The 23,979-nt window shown below is 57.8% G+C and carries 20 protein-coding genes; 10 read left to right on the top strand and 10 right to left on the bottom strand.

Annotation, left to right across the window (positions count from 1 at the left end):
* Positions 1-170 precede the first annotated feature (170 nt).
* Complete coding sequence (locus AB1Z34_RS05340; RefSeq protein ID WP_052317814.1) at positions 171-842, top strand: TVP38/TMEM64 family protein; 672 nt, start codon at positions 171-173, stop codon at positions 840-842.
* A gap of 128 nt (positions 843-970) precedes the next feature.
* On the top strand, positions 971-1,543 hold the full coding sequence (locus AB1Z34_RS05345; protein ID WP_042388700.1) for a hypothetical protein: 573 nt from the start codon (positions 971-973) through the stop codon (positions 1,541-1,543).
* Between the two features lie 4 nt (positions 1,544-1,547).
* Here AB1Z34_RS05345 and AB1Z34_RS05350 read toward each other — a convergent pair whose 3' ends face one another.
* From AB1Z34_RS05350 to AB1Z34_RS05360, 3 genes are all read right to left on the bottom strand, one after another.
* Positions 1,548-2,948 (bottom strand): SPFH domain-containing protein, encoded by a 1,401-nt coding sequence (locus AB1Z34_RS05350; RefSeq protein ID WP_016422774.1) that lies wholly within the window; start codon positions 2,946-2,948, stop codon positions 1,548-1,550.
* A 91-nt stretch (positions 2,949-3,039) separates the two neighbouring features.
* Positions 3,040-3,477: an NfeD family protein gene (locus AB1Z34_RS05355; protein ID WP_042388696.1), complete on the bottom strand. Its 438-nt coding sequence runs from the start codon at positions 3,475-3,477 to the stop codon at positions 3,040-3,042.
* Between the two features lie 60 nt (positions 3,478-3,537).
* A complete protein-coding gene (locus AB1Z34_RS05360) occupies positions 3,538-4,392 on the bottom strand; it encodes a DUF3097 domain-containing protein (RefSeq protein ID WP_016422772.1) in 855 nt (284 codons plus the stop codon).
* 65 nt (positions 4,393-4,457) lie between these two features.
* On the opposite strand from AB1Z34_RS05360, the gene AB1Z34_RS05365 reads away from it, so the two are divergent.
* Positions 4,458-5,315, top strand: a complete 858-nt coding sequence (locus AB1Z34_RS05365; RefSeq protein WP_187404619.1) for a hypothetical protein — start codon at positions 4,458-4,460, stop codon at positions 5,313-5,315.
* A gap of 40 nt (positions 5,316-5,355) precedes the next feature.
* Here the strand turns inward: AB1Z34_RS05365 and AB1Z34_RS05370 are convergent, their stop codons facing one another.
* The 6 genes from AB1Z34_RS05370 to AB1Z34_RS05395 form a co-directional block, all read right to left on the bottom strand.
* Positions 5,356-6,414 carry a ferrochelatase gene (locus tag AB1Z34_RS05370; RefSeq protein ID WP_187404618.1) on the bottom strand — a complete coding sequence of 353 codons (1,059 nt, stop codon included), beginning with the start codon at positions 6,412-6,414 and terminating at the stop codon, positions 5,356-5,358.
* Between the two features lie 119 nt (positions 6,415-6,533).
* Positions 6,534-7,526 (bottom strand): VWA domain-containing protein, encoded by a 993-nt coding sequence (locus tag AB1Z34_RS05375; RefSeq protein ID WP_016422769.1) that lies wholly within the window; start codon positions 7,524-7,526, stop codon positions 6,534-6,536.
* 115 nt (positions 7,527-7,641) lie between these two features.
* Positions 7,642-8,490 carry a DUF58 domain-containing protein gene (locus AB1Z34_RS05380; RefSeq protein WP_069359554.1) on the bottom strand — a complete coding sequence of 283 codons (849 nt, stop codon included), beginning with the start codon at positions 8,488-8,490 and terminating at the stop codon, positions 7,642-7,644.
* Positions 8,490-9,494: an AAA family ATPase gene (locus tag AB1Z34_RS05385; protein WP_367158018.1), complete on the bottom strand. Its 1,005-nt coding sequence runs from the start codon at positions 9,492-9,494 to the stop codon at positions 8,490-8,492. The genes AB1Z34_RS05380 and AB1Z34_RS05385 overlap by 1 nt, the downstream gene beginning before the upstream one ends.
* Before the next feature lie 54 nt (positions 9,495-9,548).
* Positions 9,549-11,195, bottom strand: a complete 1,647-nt coding sequence (locus AB1Z34_RS05390; protein WP_187404616.1) for a DIP1281 family NlpC/P60 protein — start codon at positions 11,193-11,195, stop codon at positions 9,549-9,551.
* Between the two features lie 630 nt (positions 11,196-11,825).
* On the bottom strand, positions 11,826-12,335 hold the full coding sequence (locus AB1Z34_RS05395) for a DUF6676 family protein (protein ID WP_367158019.1): 510 nt from the start codon (positions 12,333-12,335) through the stop codon (positions 11,826-11,828).
* A 367-nt stretch (positions 12,336-12,702) separates the two neighbouring features.
* On the opposite strand from AB1Z34_RS05395, the gene acnA reads away from it, so the two are divergent.
* From acnA to AB1Z34_RS05425, 6 genes are all read left to right on the top strand, one after another.
* The gene (gene acnA / locus AB1Z34_RS05400; RefSeq protein ID WP_080971469.1) at positions 12,703-15,489 is read left to right on the top strand and encodes an aconitate hydratase AcnA; all 2,787 of its coding nucleotides are present in this window, start codon (positions 12,703-12,705) and stop codon (positions 15,487-15,489) included.
* A 222-nt stretch (positions 15,490-15,711) separates the two neighbouring features.
* Positions 15,712-16,278, top strand: a complete 567-nt coding sequence (locus AB1Z34_RS05405) for a TetR/AcrR family transcriptional regulator (RefSeq protein ID WP_016422763.1) — start codon at positions 15,712-15,714, stop codon at positions 16,276-16,278.
* 142 nt (positions 16,279-16,420) lie between these two features.
* Entirely contained in the window at positions 16,421-17,170 is a 750-nt protein-coding gene (locus AB1Z34_RS05410) for a glutamine amidotransferase (protein WP_070438429.1), read from the top strand.
* A gap of 47 nt (positions 17,171-17,217) precedes the next feature.
* Positions 17,218-17,964 (top strand): glutamine amidotransferase, encoded by a 747-nt coding sequence (locus AB1Z34_RS05415; RefSeq protein WP_367158020.1) that lies wholly within the window; start codon positions 17,218-17,220, stop codon positions 17,962-17,964.
* A 45-nt stretch (positions 17,965-18,009) separates the two neighbouring features.
* Complete coding sequence (locus tag AB1Z34_RS05420; RefSeq protein ID WP_367158021.1) at positions 18,010-20,286, top strand: sensor histidine kinase; 2,277 nt, start codon at positions 18,010-18,012, stop codon at positions 20,284-20,286.
* A complete protein-coding gene (locus AB1Z34_RS05425) occupies positions 20,279-21,037 on the top strand; it encodes a response regulator transcription factor (protein WP_239660007.1) in 759 nt (252 codons plus the stop codon). The genes AB1Z34_RS05420 and AB1Z34_RS05425 overlap by 8 nt, the downstream gene beginning before the upstream one ends.
* On the opposite strand, the gene AB1Z34_RS05430 is transcribed toward AB1Z34_RS05425, so the two are convergent.
* A complete protein-coding gene (locus AB1Z34_RS05430) occupies positions 21,034-22,665 on the bottom strand; it encodes an ABC-F family ATP-binding cassette domain-containing protein (protein WP_038625400.1) in 1,632 nt (543 codons plus the stop codon). The two genes, AB1Z34_RS05425 and AB1Z34_RS05430, sit on opposite strands and share 4 nt — an antisense overlap.
* Before the next feature lie 20 nt (positions 22,666-22,685).
* Between AB1Z34_RS05430 and AB1Z34_RS05435 the strand changes: the two genes are divergently transcribed.
* Positions 22,686-23,894, top strand: a complete 1,209-nt coding sequence (locus AB1Z34_RS05435) for a lycopene cyclase family protein (protein ID WP_367158022.1) — start codon at positions 22,686-22,688, stop codon at positions 23,892-23,894.
* The last annotated feature ends 85 nt before the right edge of the window (positions 23,895-23,979 follow it).

Here is a 23,979-nt window from a genome sequence, read left to right on the forward strand (position 1 = left end):
CGGTTTTGTGCTGACGGGCACGTCAAGTGCTCGAGCCAAGGCATAGTGACCTTGATTCCCATCCTAGTGAAATAATGGGCAAACGCCTTTAGCCGCTGACTAGCCCTCCTCGCAGAGCCTCCAATGCGCAGGTCACACGCTTCCCCGCAATCCCCGGTAACCTCAAATGGGTGAACGTATCCGATGTGCGAATTACCCCTACACTCAAAAAGGTTCTGCTGGTGCTAGCCGTAGGTGTGGGGGTCGTCGTCACGCTGTACGTCGATGTTCCCACGGTCGCTACCATCCGGCAGTGGTCCATCGATGCCGGTGACTGGTTCCCGCTCCTCTACTTCCTCGCATACGTTGCACTGACTCAGTTCCCAATCCCCCGCACCGTATTCACTTTGGCTTCCGGAATCCTCTTCGGGCCAGTGCTCGGTTTCCTGCTGGCAATTACTGCGACGACGGTTTCTGCCCTTCTCTCCCTATGCATTGTGCGGTTTTTGGGGCGCGATTGGTTTCGCACGCACCTGACCAACCGCCGTCTTCTCAGTCTCGACCATCGGTTGGAGCAACGCGGCTGGCTCACAGTGCTCAGCTTGCGCATGATTGCTGGCGTGCCATTTTCGTTTCTCAACTACGCCTGTGGGCTGTCGTCGATACGCATCGTGCCGTATATCATCGCCACTGCCCTAGGTTCGGCGCCGAACACACTCGCCGTCGTTCTGCTTGGCGACGCGCTGTTGGTCGGCTTCGACGTGCGCTTTGCGGTGGCCACGGGAATTCTGCTCGTGCTTGGTTTGCTGGGACTTCTTGCGGACGCCAAGTTCCCTGTCGTAACCGGTTCTTCGAAACGTTAAAACACCGCTTGGCGCTCTTGAGCTAGGCGTGAGTTTTTCGGCGAGCTGGTGTTGGTTGCCTGTGAGTTTGCGGAGCGAAGGAACGTGTCTTAGCCCATCTGTCAAGGGGTGGGGCTAGACTAGAGCGTATGTACTCAGTCTTTGCCAGGTATCGCGGTCGATCTACTCGCAGGGCAGATCACGTTCAGGCCTCTGTGCAGGCACTTTCCGGCCTGGAAGGCGTAGGAACTGTTGAGGTTGCAGGTATCGAAGAGCTTCGCGCAGCTCCTGAAAATGCTGTGGGAGTCACCACGCTTGTGCTGGCGCTATTGGCCGCAGGTGACTGGGCGATAGGTATCGGTGTTTGTCCTCAGGACGACATTGAGCAAGCGCATCTGGCATCGAGCTCAGTCGTCGGTAAGGGAGGCAGAGCCGGTACGGTAAAAACCCGCATTCGGACTAACGATCCGCGTGGTAAGGACTACTCGGAGGATATTGGTGCAGCATTCACATTGCTGCACCACGTTATCTCTCGCAGGTCCCCCGAAGGGCGCGAGGCAACTGGTTTGGTTCGCGCTGGTTATTCACAGGTAGAGGCCGCGGAAGAATTGGGAGTTTCTAAGCAGGCCGTCAATCAGCGCCTCGCTGCAGCTGGCTGGCAGGCGGAGCTGGCCGGATGGAACCTGGCCGTCCACCTGCTTCAGCGAGCTGATGAGTTATAAAAACTTACTGCCCATTTTCCGGGGCGTAAGGGTCACGTGACCATCCAGAAAAATCTGGACGATCGGTGGAGTGCGCACCGCTGCCTGCATTGGTATTACCGGTGCCAGGAGCCGAGGGCAGGTCACGTTTGCCGGAAGGAACTGACGGCGCAGCCGGTGTGGACGGCGCAGCGGGCGCAGCCGGTGTCGCAGGTTCAACCGCTGCCGGGCCGTTCTGACCACCCAACTGTTCAGGCTGAGCGGACTGAGCCGACTCAGCGCGGCGGTTCTTCTTCCTCTCAGGGGTATTACCAGCTGCTGCAGCTACCGGATCATCAACCGGGCGGTTAGCGACCTCGTTCGCCGCGGCAACTGCACGAGCCAACTCCGGGTTGGTCGACATGTCGAACCAGTTCTCGTCGCGGCCCTGCTCAGCCTCTTCCTTGGTCTCTCGGCTCACGGCCGGAGGCTCGTAGCGGAAGACACCGTCGGCATCCTTCTTGCCGAAAGCCCTAGCGAAGCTCTCGAGACTGTCGCCGAACTGCGACGGAATCATCCAAACAGTATTGCCGTCCTTATTTGCCAGCTCAGGCAGCTTCTCCAGGTACTGCCAGGCAAGAATCTCAGGTGTCAACTGTGAAGCCTTAACAGCTGCGTTGACCTTCTGGATAGCGCGAGCATTACCCTGTGCCTCAAGGTAGGTAGCGGCGCGAGTACCCTCAGCGCGCAGAATGGTTGCCTGACGCTCAGCCTCAGCAGCCAGAATTGCTGCGTGCTTGTTACCTTCGGCGGCCAGAATCTGTGCCTGCTTACGGCCCTCAGCAGTTTTAATATCGGCTTCGCGGGTACCTTCCGCAGTCAGAATCATGGCGCGCTTCTCGCGATCGGCCTTCATCTGCTTTTCCATCGACTGCTGAATCGACGGTGGCGGCTCAATGGCCTTCAGCTCCACACGAGCGATACGAAGACCCCACTTGGCAGTGGCCTCGTCCAGCTCGCCGCGCAGACGGCGGTTGATGTAGTCACGGGAAGTCAGTGTCTCTTCCAGTGTCAGGCCACCCACGACGTCGCGAAGCGTTGCGGTGGTGATCTGTTCGACGCCGAAGATGTAGTCATCGATACCGTAAATTGCCCGATCCGGTTCATTGACCTGGAAGGTCACGACGGTATCGATAGCCACAGTCAGGTTGTCTTCGGTGATCACTGCCTGTGGCGGGAAGGTAACCATACGCTCACGGGTATCGACCTTCTCGCGCACTCGGTCAATGATCGGGATGATGAAGTTCAGGCCGCTGTTCAGTGTCTGCGTGTATCGTCCCAGTCGCTCTACGATTGCCGCTTCACCCTGAGGAACCAGGACAATCGCTTTGAGAACCAAGGTAACAACCACGAGAATGAAAACGACGAGGATGATAAAGCCTTCCATGGGATTCCCTCGTAGCTAGAAACTGTGTGGTCAGTTATTTAATGGTCAGTAACTAAGAGTGCTCCGAGCGCCCTTTAAGTGAGTTGGCTGCTCAGAGCAGCTTGTCCACTACTGCGGTATTGCCCGAAATCTCTACAATCGTGACTCTTTCCTTCGCATCGAAGGTCTGCGCAGTCAGAAGACTGCGCGCGCTCCACAACTCGCCATTGACCTTAATCAGACCCGCTGACGAGGAAACTGGCTCGATGACCTCAGCATGACGGCCCGCTAGCAGTTCCGGACGCGACTCCAGTTCGGCGGACTTGTCCGGTTTTGCCATCTTTTTGCGCAACACAGGGCGAACTGTCAGCACAAGTGCGGCGGACACAACGGCGAAGATGACCACTGATAGCCAAAGCGGCGCTCCAAGCTGGCTCGCACCGGACGCTGCCAGTGCGCCACCTCCGAGCATTAACAGTGCTAAATCTCCGACTGCGAGTTCACCGAGAACCAGTAGGAGGCTTGCTCCGAGCCAAAGGAGAGGAATCACGCCCTCACCCTACCTACTTTGCAGAACAAATGTGGGGCGAGTGGAGCCAGTATTCCGGGGTCAGTACTGCATATGTGGCTCAGTTACGAAGTCGACCAGGCGCTCAACTGCGCCAATCAAATCTGACTCCAGATCACGGTAGGTGTGTACACCTGCGTAGACACGTCGCCAGCCCTCCTTGGGGTCGTCTCCCCAGCCCAAGCGACGGCAGATTCCTGTCTTCCAGTCCTCCCCGTAGGGAACTTCCGGCCATGCCTCGATGCCTACCGACGAGGGTTTGACCGCTTGCCAGACATCGATAAACGGGTGGCCTGTGACCATCACGTGCGGGCCGAGCTGCTGAGTCATGCGGCTTTCCTTACTGCCCTCCACCAAGTGGTCTGCCAGGACTCCGACGCGGCGCTTCGGACCCGGACCAAATTCGGCCAAGCGTTCTGGAAGGTTGTCCAAGCCCTCCAGATACTGCACGACTACGCCTTCGACACGCAAATCGTGGCCCCATACCTTCTCGACAATTGCCGCGTCATGAATACCCTCGACCCAAATACGGCTGGGGAGAGCAACTTTCGCCTTGACGTTGTGAACCTTGCGCGAGCCCGATGCCGATAGATCCTGTGAGGGCTTTTTGGGTTGTGCCTTCGGACGCACCAGAGTCACAGGTTTGCCGTCGATGAGAAATCCGCGCTCGTGCATGGGAAATAGCCGCGACTTGCCGTGGCGGTCCTCCAGCCGGACGCACCAGCCGTCGAAAGTTTTCTCCAACCCGATAATCGCACCGACGAATCCGTCATAGGACGCCTCGACGACAACACCATTTTCTGCTGTCACCTCGCGTGCCGGCTGTGGGATACGACGGCGGTGGCCACGTGCGCCAGCGAACACGTCCTGATTGCGGTACGGGTCTTGAAAGCTCATGGGTACTGAGATTAACAGCATCGGTTACGGGACCAACGACACGCTGCACTAGGATGAGCTGCACTATGCAGCGCAGTGTTCTCGACCAGGTCTGGAGTCCAACTCAGCACATCGCCCTTTGGCTGGGCGCGTGGTTGTCGGGTTTGGAAAACTACGATCATCTCCTCGACGCGCTAGACTCGCTCGGCGGGCCTACGTCAGTTCCGGGGACGTTCGTGCTTGCCGACGCCACGGTTCCGAATGTCATCGATTGCGACGCTGATCTCGATCGAAGCGACATGCTCCGCCTTCTTCGAGCGGTTACTGAAGCGGGAGATTGGCACAGTGACCACCGTCCCCTCGTCCGCCTCATTCTCTCCGGGCCCGGTGATGCACCTGCACTGCCTGCGGGAACCGACGCCGCTGAAGCTGCACGCGCAGCAGGCTCGGCCATTGTGATTGCGGATGCGGAGCCGGGCTGGAACCATGTGCTCATACCAGTGACAACGCCGGTGCCAGGCCTACAGCAGTGGCATTGGTACACACTGGAAGGCCACATTCCCGAGCCGGCCTATCTCTCCCCTGGCGAGGCGGATTTACAGCTGGCAGATGCGGCGCGGGTTGCGGCTGCCACGATTGCGGCGATGCCGCGTTCACCGCTGACGTCGTCAAGCAGTGGTGCCCCGAAGGTGGATCCCCGGCTGATGGTCGGCATGCTCGATGATCACCTGGACATGGCTTTTGTGCCGGATGATGTGCCGCGCCGTGCACTGGGAGTGCTCGCCAGAGCTGATCGGGTGTCGTCGATTCTGGCGGTGGCACAGGGCAGCGAGTCGGGGCACGGCAGCGCCGCGTTTGATGCGCAGCTCATCCCGCTGTGGCGAAAGATCCGGCAGGCGCGGATGAGCGCGGTGGAATACGCGATTCAGGAGTGGACCCGCTAGGGATTTGCCTTGCCCTGCGGCCCAATTGAAGCCAAAGGAATCAGTGTGGGCGGCGCTTTGCCGGGGTGCAACAGGCTGCGGCGCAGGGGGCGCCGTTGCAGGCCGAGCCGAGTAGCGGTTCACTTCCCAGGCGGCGGGGTTCGGCATCTGCGATGCGCTCTTCGATGAGCTCTACGAGCATGTCAGTGAAAGTAGCCGTCGGGCCAGGCGTTGCGACACGCTCGATGACGATGTCGTGATGAGCCATTTCATCCTGAAGCTCGGCATCCAGATCCCAGGCGACCTCAACATGGTCCGAGATGAAGCCAATCGGGCACACTACTGCGGATCGAAGGCCTTGGGTGACCTCCGCTTCAACGTGGTCGACGATGTCAGGCTCCAACCACGGCACGTGCTCCGGGCCAGAGCGGGACTGCCAGACGACGTCAAAGTCGGTGATACCCACTGCATCGGCGACGAGCCGTGCTGCTTCGTTGACCTGGCGGGAGTAAAGATTTCCGCCGAGCTCTACCGGCCCGGATGCCTTGTCCGCCGAGACCGGAATAGAGTGAGCGGTGAAAATAAGCCGGGCCTTGTCACGGCGGTCATCCGGCAGCTTGGCAAACGCCTCACGCACTGCGTCTGCATAGGCTTCTATAAAGAGCGGATGATCGTAGAAGCTCCGGATTTTCTCCATGTCAAAAGCACGGTCGCCCAGAGATTCGCGCATCCGAGCAATGTCTTCGTGATACTGGCGGCAGCCGGAATAGCCTCCCCAGGCGCTAGTGGCGAAAACGAGCGCTCGCTTAACGCCGTCATCAGCCATCTTCGCCGCGGTGTCTTCAGCCATCGGATGCCAATTGCGATTGCCGAAATAAACAGGCATGTCATAGCCACGGCGAGTCAGCTCAGCCTTAAGGTTGGAGACAATTTCGCGGTTTAAATCGTTGAGCGGGGACTTACCACCAAAGTGCGCGTAGTGAGCACCGACTTCGTCCAACCTCTCCGGCGGAATTCCGCGGCCGCGGGTGACATTCTCCAGGAAGGGACGCACATCGGCCATCTTTTCGGGACCGCCGAAAGACAACAGCAAAATAGCGTCAAAATTATCAGAAGACATAGGCAACCATGTTAGTAGCGCAGTCTGAGGACTCCATAAGACGACTGCTCAATGCCCCCGGCGTCTCCTGCCAATCGGGTTCCATACCAATCGCTTGACGACGGCACCCTAACCGCGCCCTACTGCGGAATTCGACGATTGGTTACAAGCAGTGAGCCCACGGTCACTAGCAGCATCGTGAAGGCTGCAATCAGATAGGGCCTCGGATTCTCGGCCCGCTTGAGTTCGTAACCGATGTCATCTTCCAGTGAGCCATAGGCATCGCGGAGCTGCTCGAGGGAACCAGCGCTGAAGAACTCACCTTTTGTTCGACGGGCGATCTCTCGCAGCGAATCGTCGTCGTTAGGCACTGGAATCAATTCGCCCTGAACCGTGATTGCGCCTTGCGCGGTACCGAACGAAATCGTGTTGACAGGCACCCCGGCCTTGGCGGCTTCGGCGGCGGCGGTATACGCGCCGCGGGGATCGTCGAGTTCTTGTGGGACGGTCTGTTTGCCGTCGGAAAGCAGCACAATTGTCGCTGGCGGGGCGCCTTCTCCCCCGCCCTGAACCGAATCGCTGAACTGATTGATGGCATCCAGCGCGGCAGCGATAGCATCACCGGTCGCAGTCGCCTGATCTAACTCAGCAGCCTGGAGCGCTCGATTCACGGTGTCATGGTTGGTAGTCGGGCTGACAGCAGTGCGAGCGCGACCAGAGAACGTCACCAGGCCGATATTGAGGTCGTCGGGAAGGTTCTCCACGAACTCTTGGCCGGCTTCTTTAGCTGCAGTGATGCGGTCTGGCGCAACATCTGTGGCCGACATGGACAGCGAAACGTCGACCACCAGCATAACCGTCGCTCGGTTGCGGGCGACTTTGGTCTCCGAAATCGGACCAGCCAATGAAATGATGACCAGAACAAGTGACAACAGCGCACTGATAGCTACGACATGGCGCAGGCGTGCCGACGACTTATTCCCCAGTGACCCAACGATGGTGAAGTTGCCAAAGGCAATGGCACGTTGCTTTCGCTGCTTAGTGCTGATCCAATAGGCCACGGCTGCCACGAGAGGCAGAGCGAGTGCGAGCAGCCACCCTGGGTGCGCAAAAGTTGAGTTTAGGAACGTCATCGCGGTATCAGTTTCCTCACATCCAGTCGCCTAAACAGTCGCGTATAAACCAGTGGCTATAGCCGGTTAGTCGGTGGCCCAAAAAAGATAGCACTAACAAGCGGTTACTCAGACGCTAATGTTGGCCAATTTGTCGAGCAAAATCCAGTACCCAATCTGAATCCGTACGCAAGGTAATAACGCGAGCACGGCATTTGCGCAGTTCATTGATTACACGCTCGTGGTGGGCACGAGCCTGAGCCGCATACTCGGCGCGGGTCTTGTCGTTGATGTTGAGTTCAATGGTCTCGCCGGTTGCTGAATCCGCCATGACCACCGGGCCTTCGCCGGGTAAGGCTTCATCGGCTGGATCTACCAGGCGAATCGCCATAATCTCTGTCGAGGCCGAGGCAACGCGCAGCGGGCGCGCCCAATCGAGTGATCCAAGGAAATCCGAGATGACAACCAACAGCCCAGCGCGCGGAGCCTGAGTCATTACTGTGTCAATATCCGCTGCGAGGTTATGCTCAGCAGTCGCGTCAGCCAACTGCTTGAGCAGCATCAAGCTGTGGGCACGGCCCTGGCCCGCGGGCACTGGAGTGCCACCGGCGATTAATCCAGTTCGGGACCCCGGGGCGTCGTTAAGCATCGTCACAGCGCCGGCAGCGGCGGTGAGCAGATGTCGTTTGGTGGTATCGGTCAATCCCGTGGACAGACGTGCGGCGGGTTCGGCGACGATCCAGCACTCCAGCTCACGCTCGGCCTCGGAGGTGCGAACGTGCGGCACTCCAGTGCGGGCTGTCACTGCCCAGTTCATCTGGCGAACATCATCGCCGATGACATATTCGCGGGAGCCAACCGGCTCAGAGCCATCTCCAGTAGCGGTGGAGAGAAAGCTGCCGCGCAAAAGTCCGTTGAGCTTACGCGTAACAGTTAGCTCTAAGTACGCCAGGACGCGTGCAAGATCGTCTTCACGAGCTGACATTAGGAGGCAGTGCCCTCATCGGAGCCAGTGCTCCCGCCTTGGGGAAGGCGCACGTGAGACAACACGATGTCAATAATCCGTTCGGGAGTAACGCCATCGGCCAGGCCCTCATAGGACAGGACCAAGCGATGACGCAGCACGTCGGGAAGCACGGAGACCACATCGTCCGGCACGACATAGTCGCGACCGGAAAACAGCGCGTGGGCGCGGGCGGCCGCGACAGCACCAAGAGTTGCACGCGGTGATGCGCCATAGGAAAGCCAGCGGTCGACATCCTTCAACTCCGCCCGCATCGGATTGCGGGTGAGTTCGATGACGGCCACGATGTAGTCAATCAGTGAGTGGTGGACAAAGACTTCGCGGGTAGCGCGCTGCAGTTCCCGAACACTCTCTGGGGTGAGAATCTGCTGCGCGACTGGAGGGGTGGCTCCCATGCGGTAGACAATCTCCCGCTCTTCCGCCGGAGTGGGGTAACCCACGAGGACCTTAAATAGGAAACGGTCCCGCTGGGCCTCCGGCAGTGGGTAGACACCCTGGTTTTCGATTGGGTTTTGCGTGGCCAGAACCAAAAACGGCTCCGGTACTGGCGTGGACTCCCCTGCGATGGACACCTGGTGCTCTGCCATGACTTCCAGCAGTGCCGACTGCACCTTCGCCGGTGCGCGGTTGATTTCATCAGCGAGCACGATATTTGACATGACCGGGCCGGGCTCGACAATGAACTCCGAGGTGTCCTGGCGGAAAATCCGGGTGCCGACAATATCTGATGGCACCAAATCCGGAGTGAACTGGATGCGGGAGTAGGACCCACCCATCACTGTGGCAAAAGTAGACACTGCCAGAGTTTTCGCAACACCCGGAACACCTTCGAGCAGGACATGACCTCCTGCGAGCATCGCGATGAAGAGCTGCTTAATCAGGTGCTCCTGGCCAACCACAACCTTCCCCAGCTCCGCGTATGCGCGCTCGAGGTCCGTGTGGTCAGTGGGCGTTGGGTAGGTCACAGAGAAACCCTTCTTTAGGTCGGTCGCCCGACCTGTAGAACACGTCGTTAGAAACTAGACGAGGCGGACAACGTTCGGTGTCATTCCGTTATAACGGACTGGCGAGATCTTAACCACAGAACCGGACTGCGGTGCCTCAATCATCTTGCCATCGCCCAGGTAGATAGCGACGTGGCCATGACCATTCGGGCCCCAGAACAGCAGGTCACCACGCTTCATCTGAGATGCCGGGTAGTGCTTTCCGCGCTGGTACTGGTAGCCGGTGTAGTGAGGCAGGTCAATGCCGACAGCGGCGTAGGCGTACAGAGTCAGGCCCGAGCAGTCGAAACCAATCTTGTTGTAGTCGCCGTGGGAGTCAGCTACTCCGCCGTCACGGATGCCCTTGGTCGGGCCGTTGGCGTTGCCACCGCCCCATGCGTATGGGACACCGAGCTGCCCCATCGCGCGTGCGATGACAGTCTCGACCTTCTGGCTGGAAGAACCCGAGGTGCTCTGACCGGTCTCCGGATTCGTCGGCGCCACAGTCTGTGCCGGGGTGCCGCTTGACGACGAGCTGCCGGTGCTAGACGAATCCGAGGTATCGGTGGACTCAGAGGAATCCGAAGATTCGGTCGTCTCAGAGGAACTGGTGGAGCCGGTGGAGCTGTCAGAGCCAGTGGAGCCGGTGGAGCTGTCAGAGCCAGTGGAGCCGGTGGAGCTGTCAGAGCCAGTGGAGGCCGTAGAACCAGTCGAGTCGGTAGAGCTAGTGGAATCAGTCGAGCCCGTAGAACCAGTGGTGCTAGAGCTTTCATCTGTGGACTCAGAAGAGGAATCCTCATCAGTCTGGTTCGACTGCGCCTCGGCGCGAGTCTTAGCTGCGGCTTCCTCAGCGGCCTTCTTGGCAGCGGCGTCTTCCGCTTCCTTGCGGGCCTGCTCGTTCTCATAATTCTGGCGCTGGGAGTTCAGCTCGTTGACCGCGTTTCGGGCTGCATCCAAAGATGCCTTTGCGGCATCGCGATCGACCTGAGCCTGCTGGTAATCAGCTTGCTCCTTCTGAAGCTCCTCGTTTGCCTCGGAGTACGCGTTCTGAGCATCGGTGTTTCGCTGATTTGCGGTGGCCTCCGCCTGCTGAGCCTCGTCACTCTTCTTGCGAAGCGTGGACTCCTGGTTAGCAGCCTCGGTGCGATTCTTATCCAGAGAGTCAACGGTCTGCTCTTGACGATCCGCTTCGCGACGCAAGGCGGACAGGCGGTTAATAGCCTCGGATGCATCTCGCGCACCCTCGAGAATCGAGCCACTGGAACGTCCCTGGCGCATGATGGTGCGGGCTAGCTCGTCGAACTGCTTCTGGGCACTAGCGAGCTCAGCGCGGGAACGGTCGAGTTGGGTTCGCGCCTCGTCGACCGCCTCGCGCGCACGGTTAGCGGCATCTCGAGCGTTCTCAAGGTCCACCATGGCCTTGTTGACATCCTCGCGGAGAGTGCCCATGCGTAGCTCGAGGTCAGATACCCGGCGCTCGCTGGAAGTTACCTCGGCGACCAGGGACTGCAAGTACGACTCGGCGTTAGAGGCCGCCTCACGCGCTTGACGGATCTGGGCGTCGCTCGGATTCAGTGGTTGTGCAGCTGCGACCTGAGTGTTCGTCGCCAGAAGACCCGCCGTGATAATACCGGCAATTGGACGAGTCCAATATGATGCACGGACTTTGCGATTACTCGGCACCGCGTTACTCCTACATTTCTCCTATGGGTGCGTTCACGCCTCAGAATCGACACCAGCGACTTCCCCATCGTTGGATATCTTCCCATTGTTGCCTCCAGGTCTTGAGTGGAACTTCGAAAAACGTCGAACCGAAACCAGAACCAAAAGCAACAGCGGCGCTCCCGCGAGTTTTCATTGGTCAATACTGGACCCTTGAGTCCACTATTGGCATCACGAAGCACTTTACGGGTCAAAAAGCTCTAAAAAAACATAAGTAACAAAATTACCAACTGTCCCCCACTTTGTAACCGTTTCGTTATATGCCGTGGCCTGCGGTTATGATGAGCCCCAGTTTTCTGTGTGAATTATGTCACTATGTGATGACTTATCGGCGTGCCGGACTGCCGCGGACCTTTACCTGGGGTACCGGACATAAGAAAAGGTCAAGCGCTCATGCTTGACCTTGGCGAAAATCGTTGACACGGTTACGGCGACTGCAACAGTGTTATCCAATTGAGATAGTGACTGAGTTCTCCACTGCTACCAGTTTTTGGGGCATTTACCCTGTCCCTTGCCGTGAGGTGGAAAACCGGGGACGGTGAATGTGTTCAGTGGGGCCGTTAACTCCAGCGTCCGTCGTAAAGCGAACTCTTAGGCGGTTGGGCGTGTGCGTAGCCAGTAGAACGTCAGCCCGACGAAGAGTGCGACGATAACGACGCCTGCGATGAGGCTGTAAAGAGTCCACGGGACGACGTAGTTAGTGAGCTCGTGCAAATAGGCATCGAGACCCGCCGGATAGTCTCGTGGAGTCTCCATCATTGCGTGGTCGGCGCGTTCAATGGCTGCGCGGGGGAAATCGGCAGATGCGGTGGCCACATTGCCCGGTGTGCGCACGACAGTGGTGCCGCCGACTTGGTCCGCTACTTGGCGGGCAAAGGAAAAGATGTCGGTGTTCTTTTGTTCGGCGACGGGGTAAATCTTCTCGCTATCTAGGTAGATGATATTGAAATTGGGCACCCCCCGATTTGCTGCATCGTCGACAATTGGCTTGACCGCTTCTCGGAGCTGTGGGTTATTTGTCACGATGTTGTCGGTGCGTAGCTGAGCGACCACCTTCTCGACGGTTTCTTTCGCTGCCTGTGAATCTGCTGGCGTATGCATTAATTGCCTTCCGTATCGTGCTCCTGTTTTGCGTGAGAATGGTTTCCACGCGCCCCAATTTGGCGGAGATGCTGCTTCGTTTGTCCTATCTATAATGGCCTGCTCTGGATGTGAACGGGGGTAGCGTGACTCGGCGCGCCGCGAGCAATCTACATACAGAACGTTCGTACTGTTATTGTTGATGCAAGGACGGTAACGCTTCCTTAAAAACGTGTGTGTGGGCTCGTGTGCCCCGCGTCGTGATTATTGCTTTAATTGGTTGATAAGGGGCGGCGTGATCGCACCTATGCCTTGTGGAGAGCCGAAATTCGAGTGCCGGACTCTTCAGTTAAGGCGACAATTCACCCGAATAGAAATGGAGCTGACTGTGGCTGAAAGCAAGAACTCTTTCAACGCCCTGCGCAAGCTTGAGGTCGGAGACAAGTCTTATGACTACTTCGCTCTTGACGCCGTGCCGGGTATGGAGAAGCTGCCTTACTCGTTGAAGGTTCTCGGTGAGAACCTGCTGCGCAACGAAGATGGCGCCAACATCACTGAGGAGCACATCAAGGCTGTCGCCAACTGGGTTCCTTCGGCTGATCCGTCGATCGAGATTCAGTTCACCCCTGCTCGCGTTATTATGCAGGACTTCACCGGCGTCGCCTGTGTTGTTGACCTGGCTACCATGCGTGAGGCTGTTAAGACTCTCGGCGGCGACCCGGATCAGGTTAACCCGCTGAACCCGGCAGAGATGGTCATCGACCACTCGGTCATCATCGAGGCCTTCGGTAGCGAAGACGCTCTGGCTAAGAACGTCGAAATTGAGTACCAGCGCAATGATGAGCGCTACAAGTTCCTCCGTTGGGGTACTGGCGCATTCTCCAACTTCCGCGTTGTTCCTCCGGGAACCGGTATTGTCCACCAGGTCAACATCGAGTACCTGGCTCGCGTTGTCTTCGAGAACAACGGCCTGGCATACCCGGACACCTGTGTTGGTACTGACTCTCACACGACCATGCAGAACGGCCTGGGCATCCTGGGCTGGGGTGTCGGTGGTATTGAGGCTGAGGCCGCAATGCTTGGCCAGCCAATCTCCATGCTCATTCCGCGCGTCGTTGGCTTCAAGCTGACTGGCGACATTCAGCCGGGTGTTACCGCAACCGACGTTGTGCTCACCGTCACCGATATGCTGCGCCAGCACGGCGTCGTCGGCAAGTTCGTAGAGTTCTACGGCGCTGGCGTCTCCAAGCTGCCGCTGGCCAACCGTGCGACCATCGGTAACATGTCGCCAGAGTTCGGTTCCACCGCCGCAATCTTCCCGATCGACGATGAGACCGTCAAGTACCTGGCCCTGACTGGCCGTGACAAGGAGACCCTGGAGCGCGTCGAGGCTTACGCCAAGGCTCAGGGTATGTGGTTGGACGAGAACACTCCGGAGGCTGAGTACTCCGAGTACCTCGAGCTGGACCTGTCCACCGTCGTTCCGTCCATCGCTGGCCCGAAGCGTCCGCAGGACCGCATCGAGTTGGCTTCCGCCAAGGAGCAGTTCCGCAAGGACCTGCACAACTACTCCGACGGCGAGATTAAGGGCGCTGTCAAGGCTTCCGCACCGACCTCCGAGCTGGCCGCAGACTACAACGAGTCCCGCGAGGGCCACGGCGAGTCCGCCGCTAACGGCGCTGAAGGTCGCCCGAGCTCCCCGATTACCGTCACTTCCCCGAAGGGCGGCGAGTACACGCTCGACCACGGTATGGTCGCTATCGCTTCCATCACCTCTTGTACCAACACCTCCAACCCGTCGGTCATGATTGGCGCTGGTCTGTTGGCACGCAAGGCTGTCGAGAAGGGCCTGCAGGCAAAGCCGTGGGTCAAGACCATTTGTGCTCCGGGCTCCCAGGTTGTTAACGGCTACTTCAAGCGCGCTGACCTGTGGAAGGACCTCGAGGCTCTGGGCTTCTACCTGTCCGGCTTCGGTTGTGCAACCTGTATCGGTAACTCCGGTCCGCTGCCGGCTGAGATTTCCTCCGCCATCAACGAGGCCGACCTGGCTGCTACCGCGGTTCTGTCCGGTAACCGTAACTTCGAAGGCCGCATCTCCCCTGACGTGAAGATGAACTACCTGGCTTCCCCGATCCTGGTTATCGCCTACTCGATCGCCGGTACCATGGACTTCGACTTCGAAACCGACGCCCTGGGTCAGGACGCAGAGGGCAACGATGTCTTCCTGCGCGACATTTGGCCGTCCACCGAAGAGATCGAAGCAACCATCGAGGCCTCCATCTCCTCCGAGCTGTACGACGAGGACTACAAGGATGTCTTCGCTGGTGACGAGCGCTGGCAGAACCTGCCGACCCCGGAGGGCAAGACCTTCGCTTGGGATGACAAGTCCTCCTACATCCGCAAGGCACCGTACTTCGACGAGATGGAAATGGAGCCGGCACCGGTTTCCGACATCAAGGGCGCTCGCGTCCTTGCTGCCCTGGGTGACTCGGTGACCACCGACCACATCTCCCCGGCTTCCTCCATTAAGCCGGGCACCCCGGCTGCTCAGTACCTCGACTCCATGGGCGTTGAGCGCAAGGACTACAACTCCCTGGGTTCCCGTCGTGGTAACCACGAGGTCATGGTGCGCGGCACTTTCGCTAACATCCGCCTGCAGAACCAGCTGCTTGACGGTGTTACCGGTGGCTACACCCGCGACTTCACCCAGGAGGGTGGCCCGCAGGCCTTCATCTACGACGCTGCCATGAACTACAAGGAGGCTGGCACTCCGCTGGTCGTCGTTGGTGGTAAGGAATACGGCACCGGTTCCTCCCGTGACTGGGCAGCTAAGGGCACCCTGCTGCTGGGCGTCAAGGCTGTTATCGCTGAGTCCTTCGAGCGTATCCACCGCTCGAACCTCATCGGCATGGGCGTTGTTCCGCTGCAGTTCCCGGAGGGTGAGTCCTGGAAGTCCCTGGGCATCGATGGCACTGAGACCTTCGACATCGCTGGTCTGGAGGAGCTGAACAACGGCTCCATCCCGAAGACCGTCAAGGTTACGGTTACCAAGGAAAACGGCGAGTCCTTCGACTTCGACGCTGTGGTCCGCATCGATACCCCTGGTGAGGCTGACTACTACCGCCACGGCGGTATTCTGCAGTACGTCCTGCGCAACATGATCAAGGGCAACTAGTTTCCCTTTGACTCGTGCGCGCTAGGGCTTGTTACAAGCAGCGCTTCTAGAGGCCGGTAGGTAGCGCTAGCCCGCGGATTCATACCCCACGGGCTAGCGCCCTGCCGGCCTCGGGTTTCTCTACCCCAACCAAAATGAGGCTTGGGAAGTATAGGAATGGCGCTGCCACGTCATGCAGTGAAACATGTCCCTGGGCGTCGCCGGCAAGAAAAGAGTTTCCTTATGCCAAAAGTGAGTAACCAGGATTTAGCTCAACGGCGGCACGAAATTCTCGACGGCGCTCGGCAGTGCTTTGCAGAATTCGGCTACGACGGCGCAACGGTCTCTCGTCTGGAGTCCGCTACCGGTAAGTCTCGCGGTGCTATTTTCCATCACTTCGGATCCAAAGAAGGTCTGTTCTTAGCATTGGCCGAAGAAGATGCCGCAAATATGGCGGAAGTCGCGGAGGCTTCCGGCTTAGTGGAAGTAATGCGTGATATCGTGGCGAACCCAGACAAGCATGGCTGGCTGGGAACTCGCCTTGAGATTGCCCGTCGCCTTCGCAGCGATCCGGAGTTTAAGGGCCAATGGTTGGGCCATCAGGATCAATTGGATGACGCTGTTGCCCACCGATTGACCCAGACATCCTCATCCGGCTCCCTACGGTCGGATTATTCGGTTCGCACGATGCAGCTTTTTCTCGAGCTGATGCTCGATGGCATCATCGTTCGTCTGGCATCTGGTCGCACTGTCGACGAATTGGATTCCGTGCTTGATTTAGTTGAAGACAGCTTACGGCGCAAGGACTAGCCACTCAGGCTAGGCCTGATAGCGTTACGTACCACCCGCTCCCCTAATACGGGAGCGGGTTTCGGCTTTCTGCCGTGCATTTACCCCGTTTGACCGGTGACAATGCATAGATTTCACCCAATATGGACTAAGCTGTCTATTTATGAGTGTGGGTAAGTTTTTGTTGGTGGCGCTCCGCCCCGCAGATGGTGCGGGGCAAGCCGAGTACCAGGACTTTCTGGATTCCACCGGGCTTGAGCCCAGCCAGTTGGATCTGTTTACCATCGACGCTGTCGGCGCTAAGTTGCCCGACCTGACCTCCTATGACGGCGTATTCGTCGGAGGCAGCCCATTTAACATCACCGACCTTGAGCATTCGGGGCTGCAGAAGTATTCGCACGATGTGCTTTACGACGTACTTAGGAGTCCTGTCCCCGCACTGCTTATCTGCTACGGCGCTAGCTACACGGCCTTTACTTCGGGCGGTTTGGTTAACCTGCGTCACGGCGAAGTAGCGGGTTCTACCCGGGTAGAGCTCACCGAAGCTGCCACTCAGGATCCAATAGCTTCGGTGTTGCCTCCGGTTTTTTATGCGTTGACTGGCCACAAGGAATCCGTTGCGGAACTTCCAAATCACGCGACTTTGCTTGCCACAGGCCCAACCTGTCCGGTGCAGATGTACTCGATCGGATCGAATAACTGGGTTACCCAATTTCATCCGGAGATGAATGCCAACGGACTGCTCCGCAGAATGTCTTTCTACACCGACGTCGGTTACTTTGACCCGGAGGAAGTCGATGCGATTCGACTAAAGGTATCTGATGTGGACCTCCAGGCCGTCTCGTCAATCATCCCCCGATTTATGCACGTATGTACGCATGCAGCCAATCCGAGCCTGCTAGTGGTGCAGTAGTCTCCGTCCCCCTCTAGCTCCCTTTTTCACGAAATTTGTTCCCGCAAATGTCTACCTCCGCCAAGCCCTTCCTCTTGCTTTCCACACGCGGCGAAGATGCCGCAGCTCACGCTGAACATCTCTCATTTGCCAGGAGGTGTGCATTGGCGCCGGCAAAGTTGCATCAAATTCGCCTGGAACAGTCTCGTCCGGGGAATCTGAATCTAGATAACTACTCGGGCGTAATCGTTGGCGGAGGTCCCTTTAACGCCTCTGATGACGATAAGAGCTATCTACAGAAGGAAGTCGAAACCTGGTTCGAGGATTTGTTGGCAGAAGTGCTCGAACGAGACTTCCCCTTCTTCGGAGCTTGTTATGGCGTCGGCCTGCTCGGTACTGCTGGCCATGGCCGTGTCTCCCGCAAGCACGGGGAGCAGGCAGCTGTAATCGAAGTAGCTGCAACTCCAGATGGCGAATCAGATCCAATTCTTGATGGTTTACCGGCCCACTTTCACGCCATCGTCGGCCACAAGGAGGCCATCGAAGAACTGCCTGGCGACGCTACGTTGTTGGCAACTGGAAAGGACTGCCCCGTACAGATGTTTCGGTTGGGCCGCAATGCATATGCGACGCAGTTTCACCCGGAATTACATGCCAACACGTTTGCCCAGCGTCTCCAGATTTACGCAAATGAGGGCTACTATTTACCAGGAACAGATCTTGAAGCGGTGTCGGCCGCGCGACAGTTGGATGTTGCTCGAAGTGGGCGTATTCTTCAGAATTTCGCTCGGCTTCATACCGAATGTAGAGACTAATTAGTTTTATCTAGTGGCAATAAGCAAAAGGAATGTGATTGTCGCATGGAGAGGTGGAATCCCGATTCGGCACTTGCCGGACAGTCACCATCAATTGAAATGTCTGTGCTGCGATCCGGCGCGATTATTATTGCCGTCACCGGCTTTTTGTGGCAGGTTGAATCGGCTGTTCGTTCTGTCCCCTTTGAAAACTTTCTGAGACACTGGTTCCCTTTTGCATCACTGCTCATATTCATTCTCAGCGATATGTTGCTGATTTGGGCTGTGATTAATAATACGCGGAGAGGCCTTATTACCGCACTGCGTGTGCCGATGTACATCATGTTGGTTTTCCTGATGTTGGTTTCAACCTATTGGGATCTCCCTCATAACCTCGTTGGAAATGCGCTCTGGTATAGCCCATTTTCAGGTTTAGCCCTCGCTGCATTTGCTCTGACAGTGCCACTCCACATCAGTTTGTCCGTGATGGTATTTGTTCCCGGACTTATTGCGGTCATTAATTCGTGGTTGCTGGGACACACTTTTTGGCTCGACATGTTGTCGGATGTTGGTTTCAATCTCATCAACACTTTTCCATTTGTGATTATTGCAGGCTCTGCACAACCCGTCGCAAGGCTTATTGACTTCACCTACGAGAACTCTCGGAAGGTCAATGAGAGAGCGGAGCGTATGCGTGTCCGCGGCGAGGCGATGAGCAGCTTCAACGCCTATGTCCATGACTATGTATTGGCCGCACTGTCTGCAATCGGTAAGGGCTCTAAGATTGACTTCTCGCTAGACGAGCAGACTGGGCTGTTTTTCTCGCCTCGGCAAACAGTAAGCGGTAGAACTTTTGCTGAGGCTGTACGGGCGCAATTGATGTCGGTGAGCCCCGACATTTCGGTAACGCTAGACACCAGCGAAGAAGGCGGTCCAGTTCGGCTGCCAGGAGAAGTTGCTAACACGTTCCTATTAGCCGCAACCGAGGTGGCAAATAATGCCAAGCGTCACGCAGGTGCCGCAGCGGAAAAGAAATGCCACATTCGTGTTGCCTCGGGAGAGGTGTCCATTGATTTTCGTGACGATGGCACCGGGTTCGACCCCGAGGGAATTGACCCGCATCGTGCAGGTATCCGGTTGAGCGTTAAAGGGCGAATGGAGGCCCTTCGCGGTGGAGATGCTCTCGTTAATTCAAAGCCTGGGAAAGGTACTCAGGTTATTCTCAAATGGCACGGTAATACCTCTCCTGTGGAAGAGGAAGATGTAGTCGATTCCTCCGCTCACACGACATCGCTGTATGACCTCATGGGAATGTCAATTGTTTTTTCCTGGCAGTTCTACGGCGCGATCGTCGGCGTGTTGTTCATGGTTCTAGTCAGTAATGGACAATTATTTACCGCGGCCGGGCAAATCAGTCTGGCATTAGCGATCGGCCTTCTCGGGCTGATTATGTATGGCCGCCATTCACAATTGCCGTTAGCCCGTGCAATCGTAACTGGTGTCGCGATCGTTGTATTAGCTGTGGTGGGGCTCTACCAGCCCATTCCAAATAATTTGGAATGGTCGTATTTCTGGCACTTTAGCTTAATTTCTTTTGCATCTGCATTGCTCGCCATCCGCGGCCGCCCCTGGGTTGCGCTGAATTCAGTGCTCGGTGGCGCGATCATGGTGGAGCTTCTCAAGTTCTTCCCCTTTGCCCCCTCGGATACGACCCACATCAGTATCTCTGGAGTTGACCTGTTAGTTCGCTCCGTGATGTTGGTCGCGGGAATTTTGACGTCCATCATGGTCCGCTTTTTTATGCGCACCGTTCCGCAGTCTATTCAGGATTATAATCGTGCGCTGTACGCTGCCGGGGCCGCAAAAGAGTACGAAATTAGCAGCCAGAGTAACTACGAATGGCTGCAGCGCCGGGTCGGCCCCATTTTTAGCGCCGCTGCAGTTTTGGAAGAACCGACCCCGCGACTGCAGTTGCGTGCGCGGCTTACAGAGCAGCTTCTCCGAGACGTCCTACGTTCGCCGCATCTAAATGTTGGGTCCCTTCACCAAGCTGTTTGGGATGCCCGCGCAAGAGGTGTTCATGTCCGGCTCCTCGATGACCGCAATCACACGCAGGCCGTTTCCGATAGCACCGATGTGCGCCGTATTCCGCTTGTCGACGACGATTCCGCGGTGGCCAAGTTGATGCCGAACTTCCTCGAAGCAATCGATAACGCCGAAGAAGGATCGGTAACAATTCGCCTATTGCCCCCGGGCAGACGTGCATTTGCATCTATTTCTGATGACAATGGAGTGCAAAGGTTTGATGAAGCCGGTGAGAGGATAGTGATGTCACGTGACTAGGGAGAATATTGCGGGAATGAGCAATGCTTCCATCGACGTCTCGGCTGCAATTGACTCCGACAACATCGGAGATTACAGCGTGCAGTCGGATCGTTTGCTTCGCGTTGCTGCGATTGATGATCATGCCTTGACTCTGCAGGGGCTCGAAACCCTGCTTTCTGCAGAGCCAGACTTTGAGCTCGTCGGCTGTTATCAAACTGTGCCGGAGCTACTGGCCGATGTGGGCACCGATGACCGCCTGGATGTGGTCGTGCTGGATCTACGGCTGGCGGATAATTCAGATCCAGCGCAGAACGTTCTGTCGCTGGAATTGGTTACCGATCACGTGCTCATCCTCTCGTCAGCTGAAAGCCCATACCTTGTCCGAAAGGCAGTGCGTACCGGAGTGATGGGGGTTGTGCAAAAATCGGAAACCCGGGAGACAATCGTGTCTGCAGTACGGCTGGCGGCACTTGGCAAGGGTGCGCTGACTACAGAATGGGCATCGGTAGTTGACTCTGATCCCCTGCTCGACTCTGTCGATTTGTCGGAACGCCAGCGTGAGGTACTGGAGCTTTACGCCTCCGGTGAGTCGACGAAGCGAGTCGCGTCGATGACAGGGCTGACACCGAACACCGTGTTGGACTACTTGGGTCGTATTCGAGCCAAGTATGCGGCAGCTGGCCGGGCCGAGAACAGCCTTAACAAGTCGGAGATGTATAGGCTCGCTCAGCAGGACGGTTACCTGCCAGGGCCAATGGATCCGTCTTAAGCCAGCTCGACGATTTCCATGTAGTCGTCGCTCCAGAGGTCTTCGGTGCCGTCGGGAAGCACGATGACGCGCTCGGGCTCTAGCGCCTTGACCGCACCTGGATCGTGGGTAACCAGAACGACGGCCCCGGTGTAAGTGCGAAGTGCATCGAGAACCTGTTCGCGGGACTGCGGGTCGAGGTTGTTAGTGGGCTCGTCGAGAAGCAGGACGTTTGCGCGGGAGCTAACCAGCGTCGCCAGCGCCAGACGTGTCTTCTCACCACCGGAGAGGGTTCCCGCTGGCTGCTGCAGCTTGTCGCCGGAGAACATAAAGGCACCGAGCAGGCTCCGCAGTTCCGGCTCGTTGACGTCAGGGCAGGCGTAGACCGTGTTTTCCCAGACAGTCTTGTCCGGGTCAATCGTGTCATGCTCCTGGGCGAAATAGCCGATGCGCAGGCCGTGGCCGGAGACAATGCCGCCTTCGCCATCGGTGCGCTCCACACCGGCGAGTAGCTTCAGCAGCGTCGTCTTACCAGCACCATTGAAGCCGAGGACAACCACGCGGGAACCCTTGTCAATCGCAAGATCAACACCGGCGAAGACCTCCAACGAGCCATACATCTTGGTCAGTCCCGTGGCGTTGAGCGGAGTCTTGCCACAGGGGGCCGGCTCTGGGAAGGAAATGTGGGCGACTTTATCCTCGACGCGGACCTCGTCGAGACTGTCCATCATGCGCTCAGCACGAGCCACCATCTGCTTGGCCGCACGAGCCTTCGTCGCCTTCGCGCCTAGCTTCTCGGCCTGCTTGCGCAGTGCGCTGGCCTTCTTCTCCGCGTTAGCGAATTCACGGCGACGTCGAGCCTCATCGGTCGCGCGTGCCGACAGGTAGTTCTTCCAGCCCATGTTGTACACATCAGCTTCGGCGCGCACCGCATCGAGGAACCAGACTTTGTTACACACGGCCTCGAGCAGCTCAACATCGTGCGAAATCATAATCAAGCCGCCCTCATGCTTACTGAGGAATTCGCGCAGCCAGGTAATCGAATCCGCATCGAGGTGGTTCGTCGGCTCGTCGAGAAGCAGCGTCGTGGCGGACTTGCCCGAGCCTTCGGTAGCGGCGAAGAGAATCTGAGCAAGCTCGACGCGGCGGCGCTGACCACCCGAAAGCGTCTTCAGCGGCTGGTCGAGTACGCGCTCCGGCAACCCCAGCGCGTCGCAAATGCGGGCTGCCTCGGCGTTCGCCTCGTAGCCGCCGAGGTCGTGGTAGCGCTCCTCGAGACGCGAAAACTTCCGAATCGCCGCATCGCGCTTCGTGTCAGTGGTCGCGGTCTCCATGATCTCCTGTTGGCGATCCATGCTGCGGCGGATTTGGTCAAGGCCTCGCGCCGACAGCACACGGTCACGGGCGGAGATGTCGATGTTGCCCTCGCGCGAGTCCTGTGGCAGGTAACCAATCGAGCCAGAGCGCACTACTGAGCCACCGTAGGGCTCAGTTTCACCGGAGAGAATACGCATAGTCGTCGTTTTGCCAGCACCATTTCGCCCGACGAGTCCAATCCGGTCTCCCGGCTGGACGCGCAGCTGCTCACCCGGCGCAGTGAGCAGGGTACGGGCGCCGACTCGGACTTCAAGGTCATGGGTCACAATCACGAACGAGTAGCCTACCAGTTATGGCTTCATTTCCCGTGACCGCCTCCGTCGTCGGCCTCGGGCCCGCCGGAAGAATCGCCGCCCACCGTGCATCCGCTCGCGGCTGGGATGTCACCGCTTATGACCCAGCCGGTGGCACACTGCCCTCGACGATTGGTCTCTGGTGCGACCAACTCCCCGACTGGTTGCCCAGCGACTTCCTCGCCGCCACTTTTCAACCCAGCGTCATTCTTGCCGACGGCACCGAACGTCAGCTCACCCGTAACTACGGCGTTGTTAACAAGGACTGCCTGCAAGAACTTGGCGGTTTCCACATCGAACGCCGCGCACTCACCGATTCCGAAACCACGGGTACTGACATCACAATTGTCACCACCGGGCGCACGCACGCCGCAGTCGGGCGAGGTGGGCAGGTACGGCAGCTCGCCATCGGGCACATCTTTTCGCTTGACGACGTCCCCAGCGCCCACCGCCGCGCAGTCCTCATGGACTTCACTCCGGCCGAACCGGTTGCCCCAGCGACAGAGCCGGCTAGTTTCTCCTATCGCATTTTCTTGGATGACAGGACCTTCCTCATTGAAGAGACTATCCTCGCTACTCCGACTCCTATGGTTGACGGGTATCGTGGCGAAGCCGGTGCGCCAGTCGGCAGCGGCGGTGAGGCCGATGACTCCGTACTTCTAGCGCTGTTGCGTAGACGCCAAAGTGTACGGTTGAAGTCCCTGGGGCTTTCGGAAGATCTGGCCATCGACGAAGAAGTGGTGTCCTTTCCCCTATTGGCAAACCTTCCCTCTCGCTGTGGCGCCTTGACGCACAGTGGACCATCCATGGGCACCCTCTTCGGCTTTGCTGGTGGTTGGATGCATCCTGCCACTGGTTACTCGGTGGGTTCGGTTATCGAAGATGTCGACCGCTTCTTGGCCGATATGGAAAAGAAGGGAAGCCGGACGCTGGGGACGTCGTTAAGCATGCGATTGCAGCGATGGCTACGCGAACGTGGGCTCGCGGCGTTGCTGGGGTTCGATGCACGACAGACGGGTGCGTTTTTTCGGGCGTTCTTTTCGTTGCCGGAAAAGGACGTGTTTGCCTATTTGATAGGGACATCCCCACTGACGACGCTTCGCGCTATGGCGAAAGTGGCCGTGCCTTTGCTGAAAATGAGTCCGCGTACGTGCGGAAAGCTCATCGCAGGGTTTGTGCGGGGACCTGGGAGATGGAGAACTCGTTGACCGGGAGTATATACATCAGCCGATTTGTGGGGTGATACCAACAATTAAAGCGGTGTGGTTTTTGCATTCACCGGAGTACAAACGC

The organism is Corynebacterium sp. 045007, from assembly GCF_040743205.1.
In the GTDB taxonomy this organism is placed as follows: Bacteria; Actinomycetota; Actinomycetes; order Mycobacteriales; family Mycobacteriaceae; genus Corynebacterium; species Corynebacterium jeikeium_D.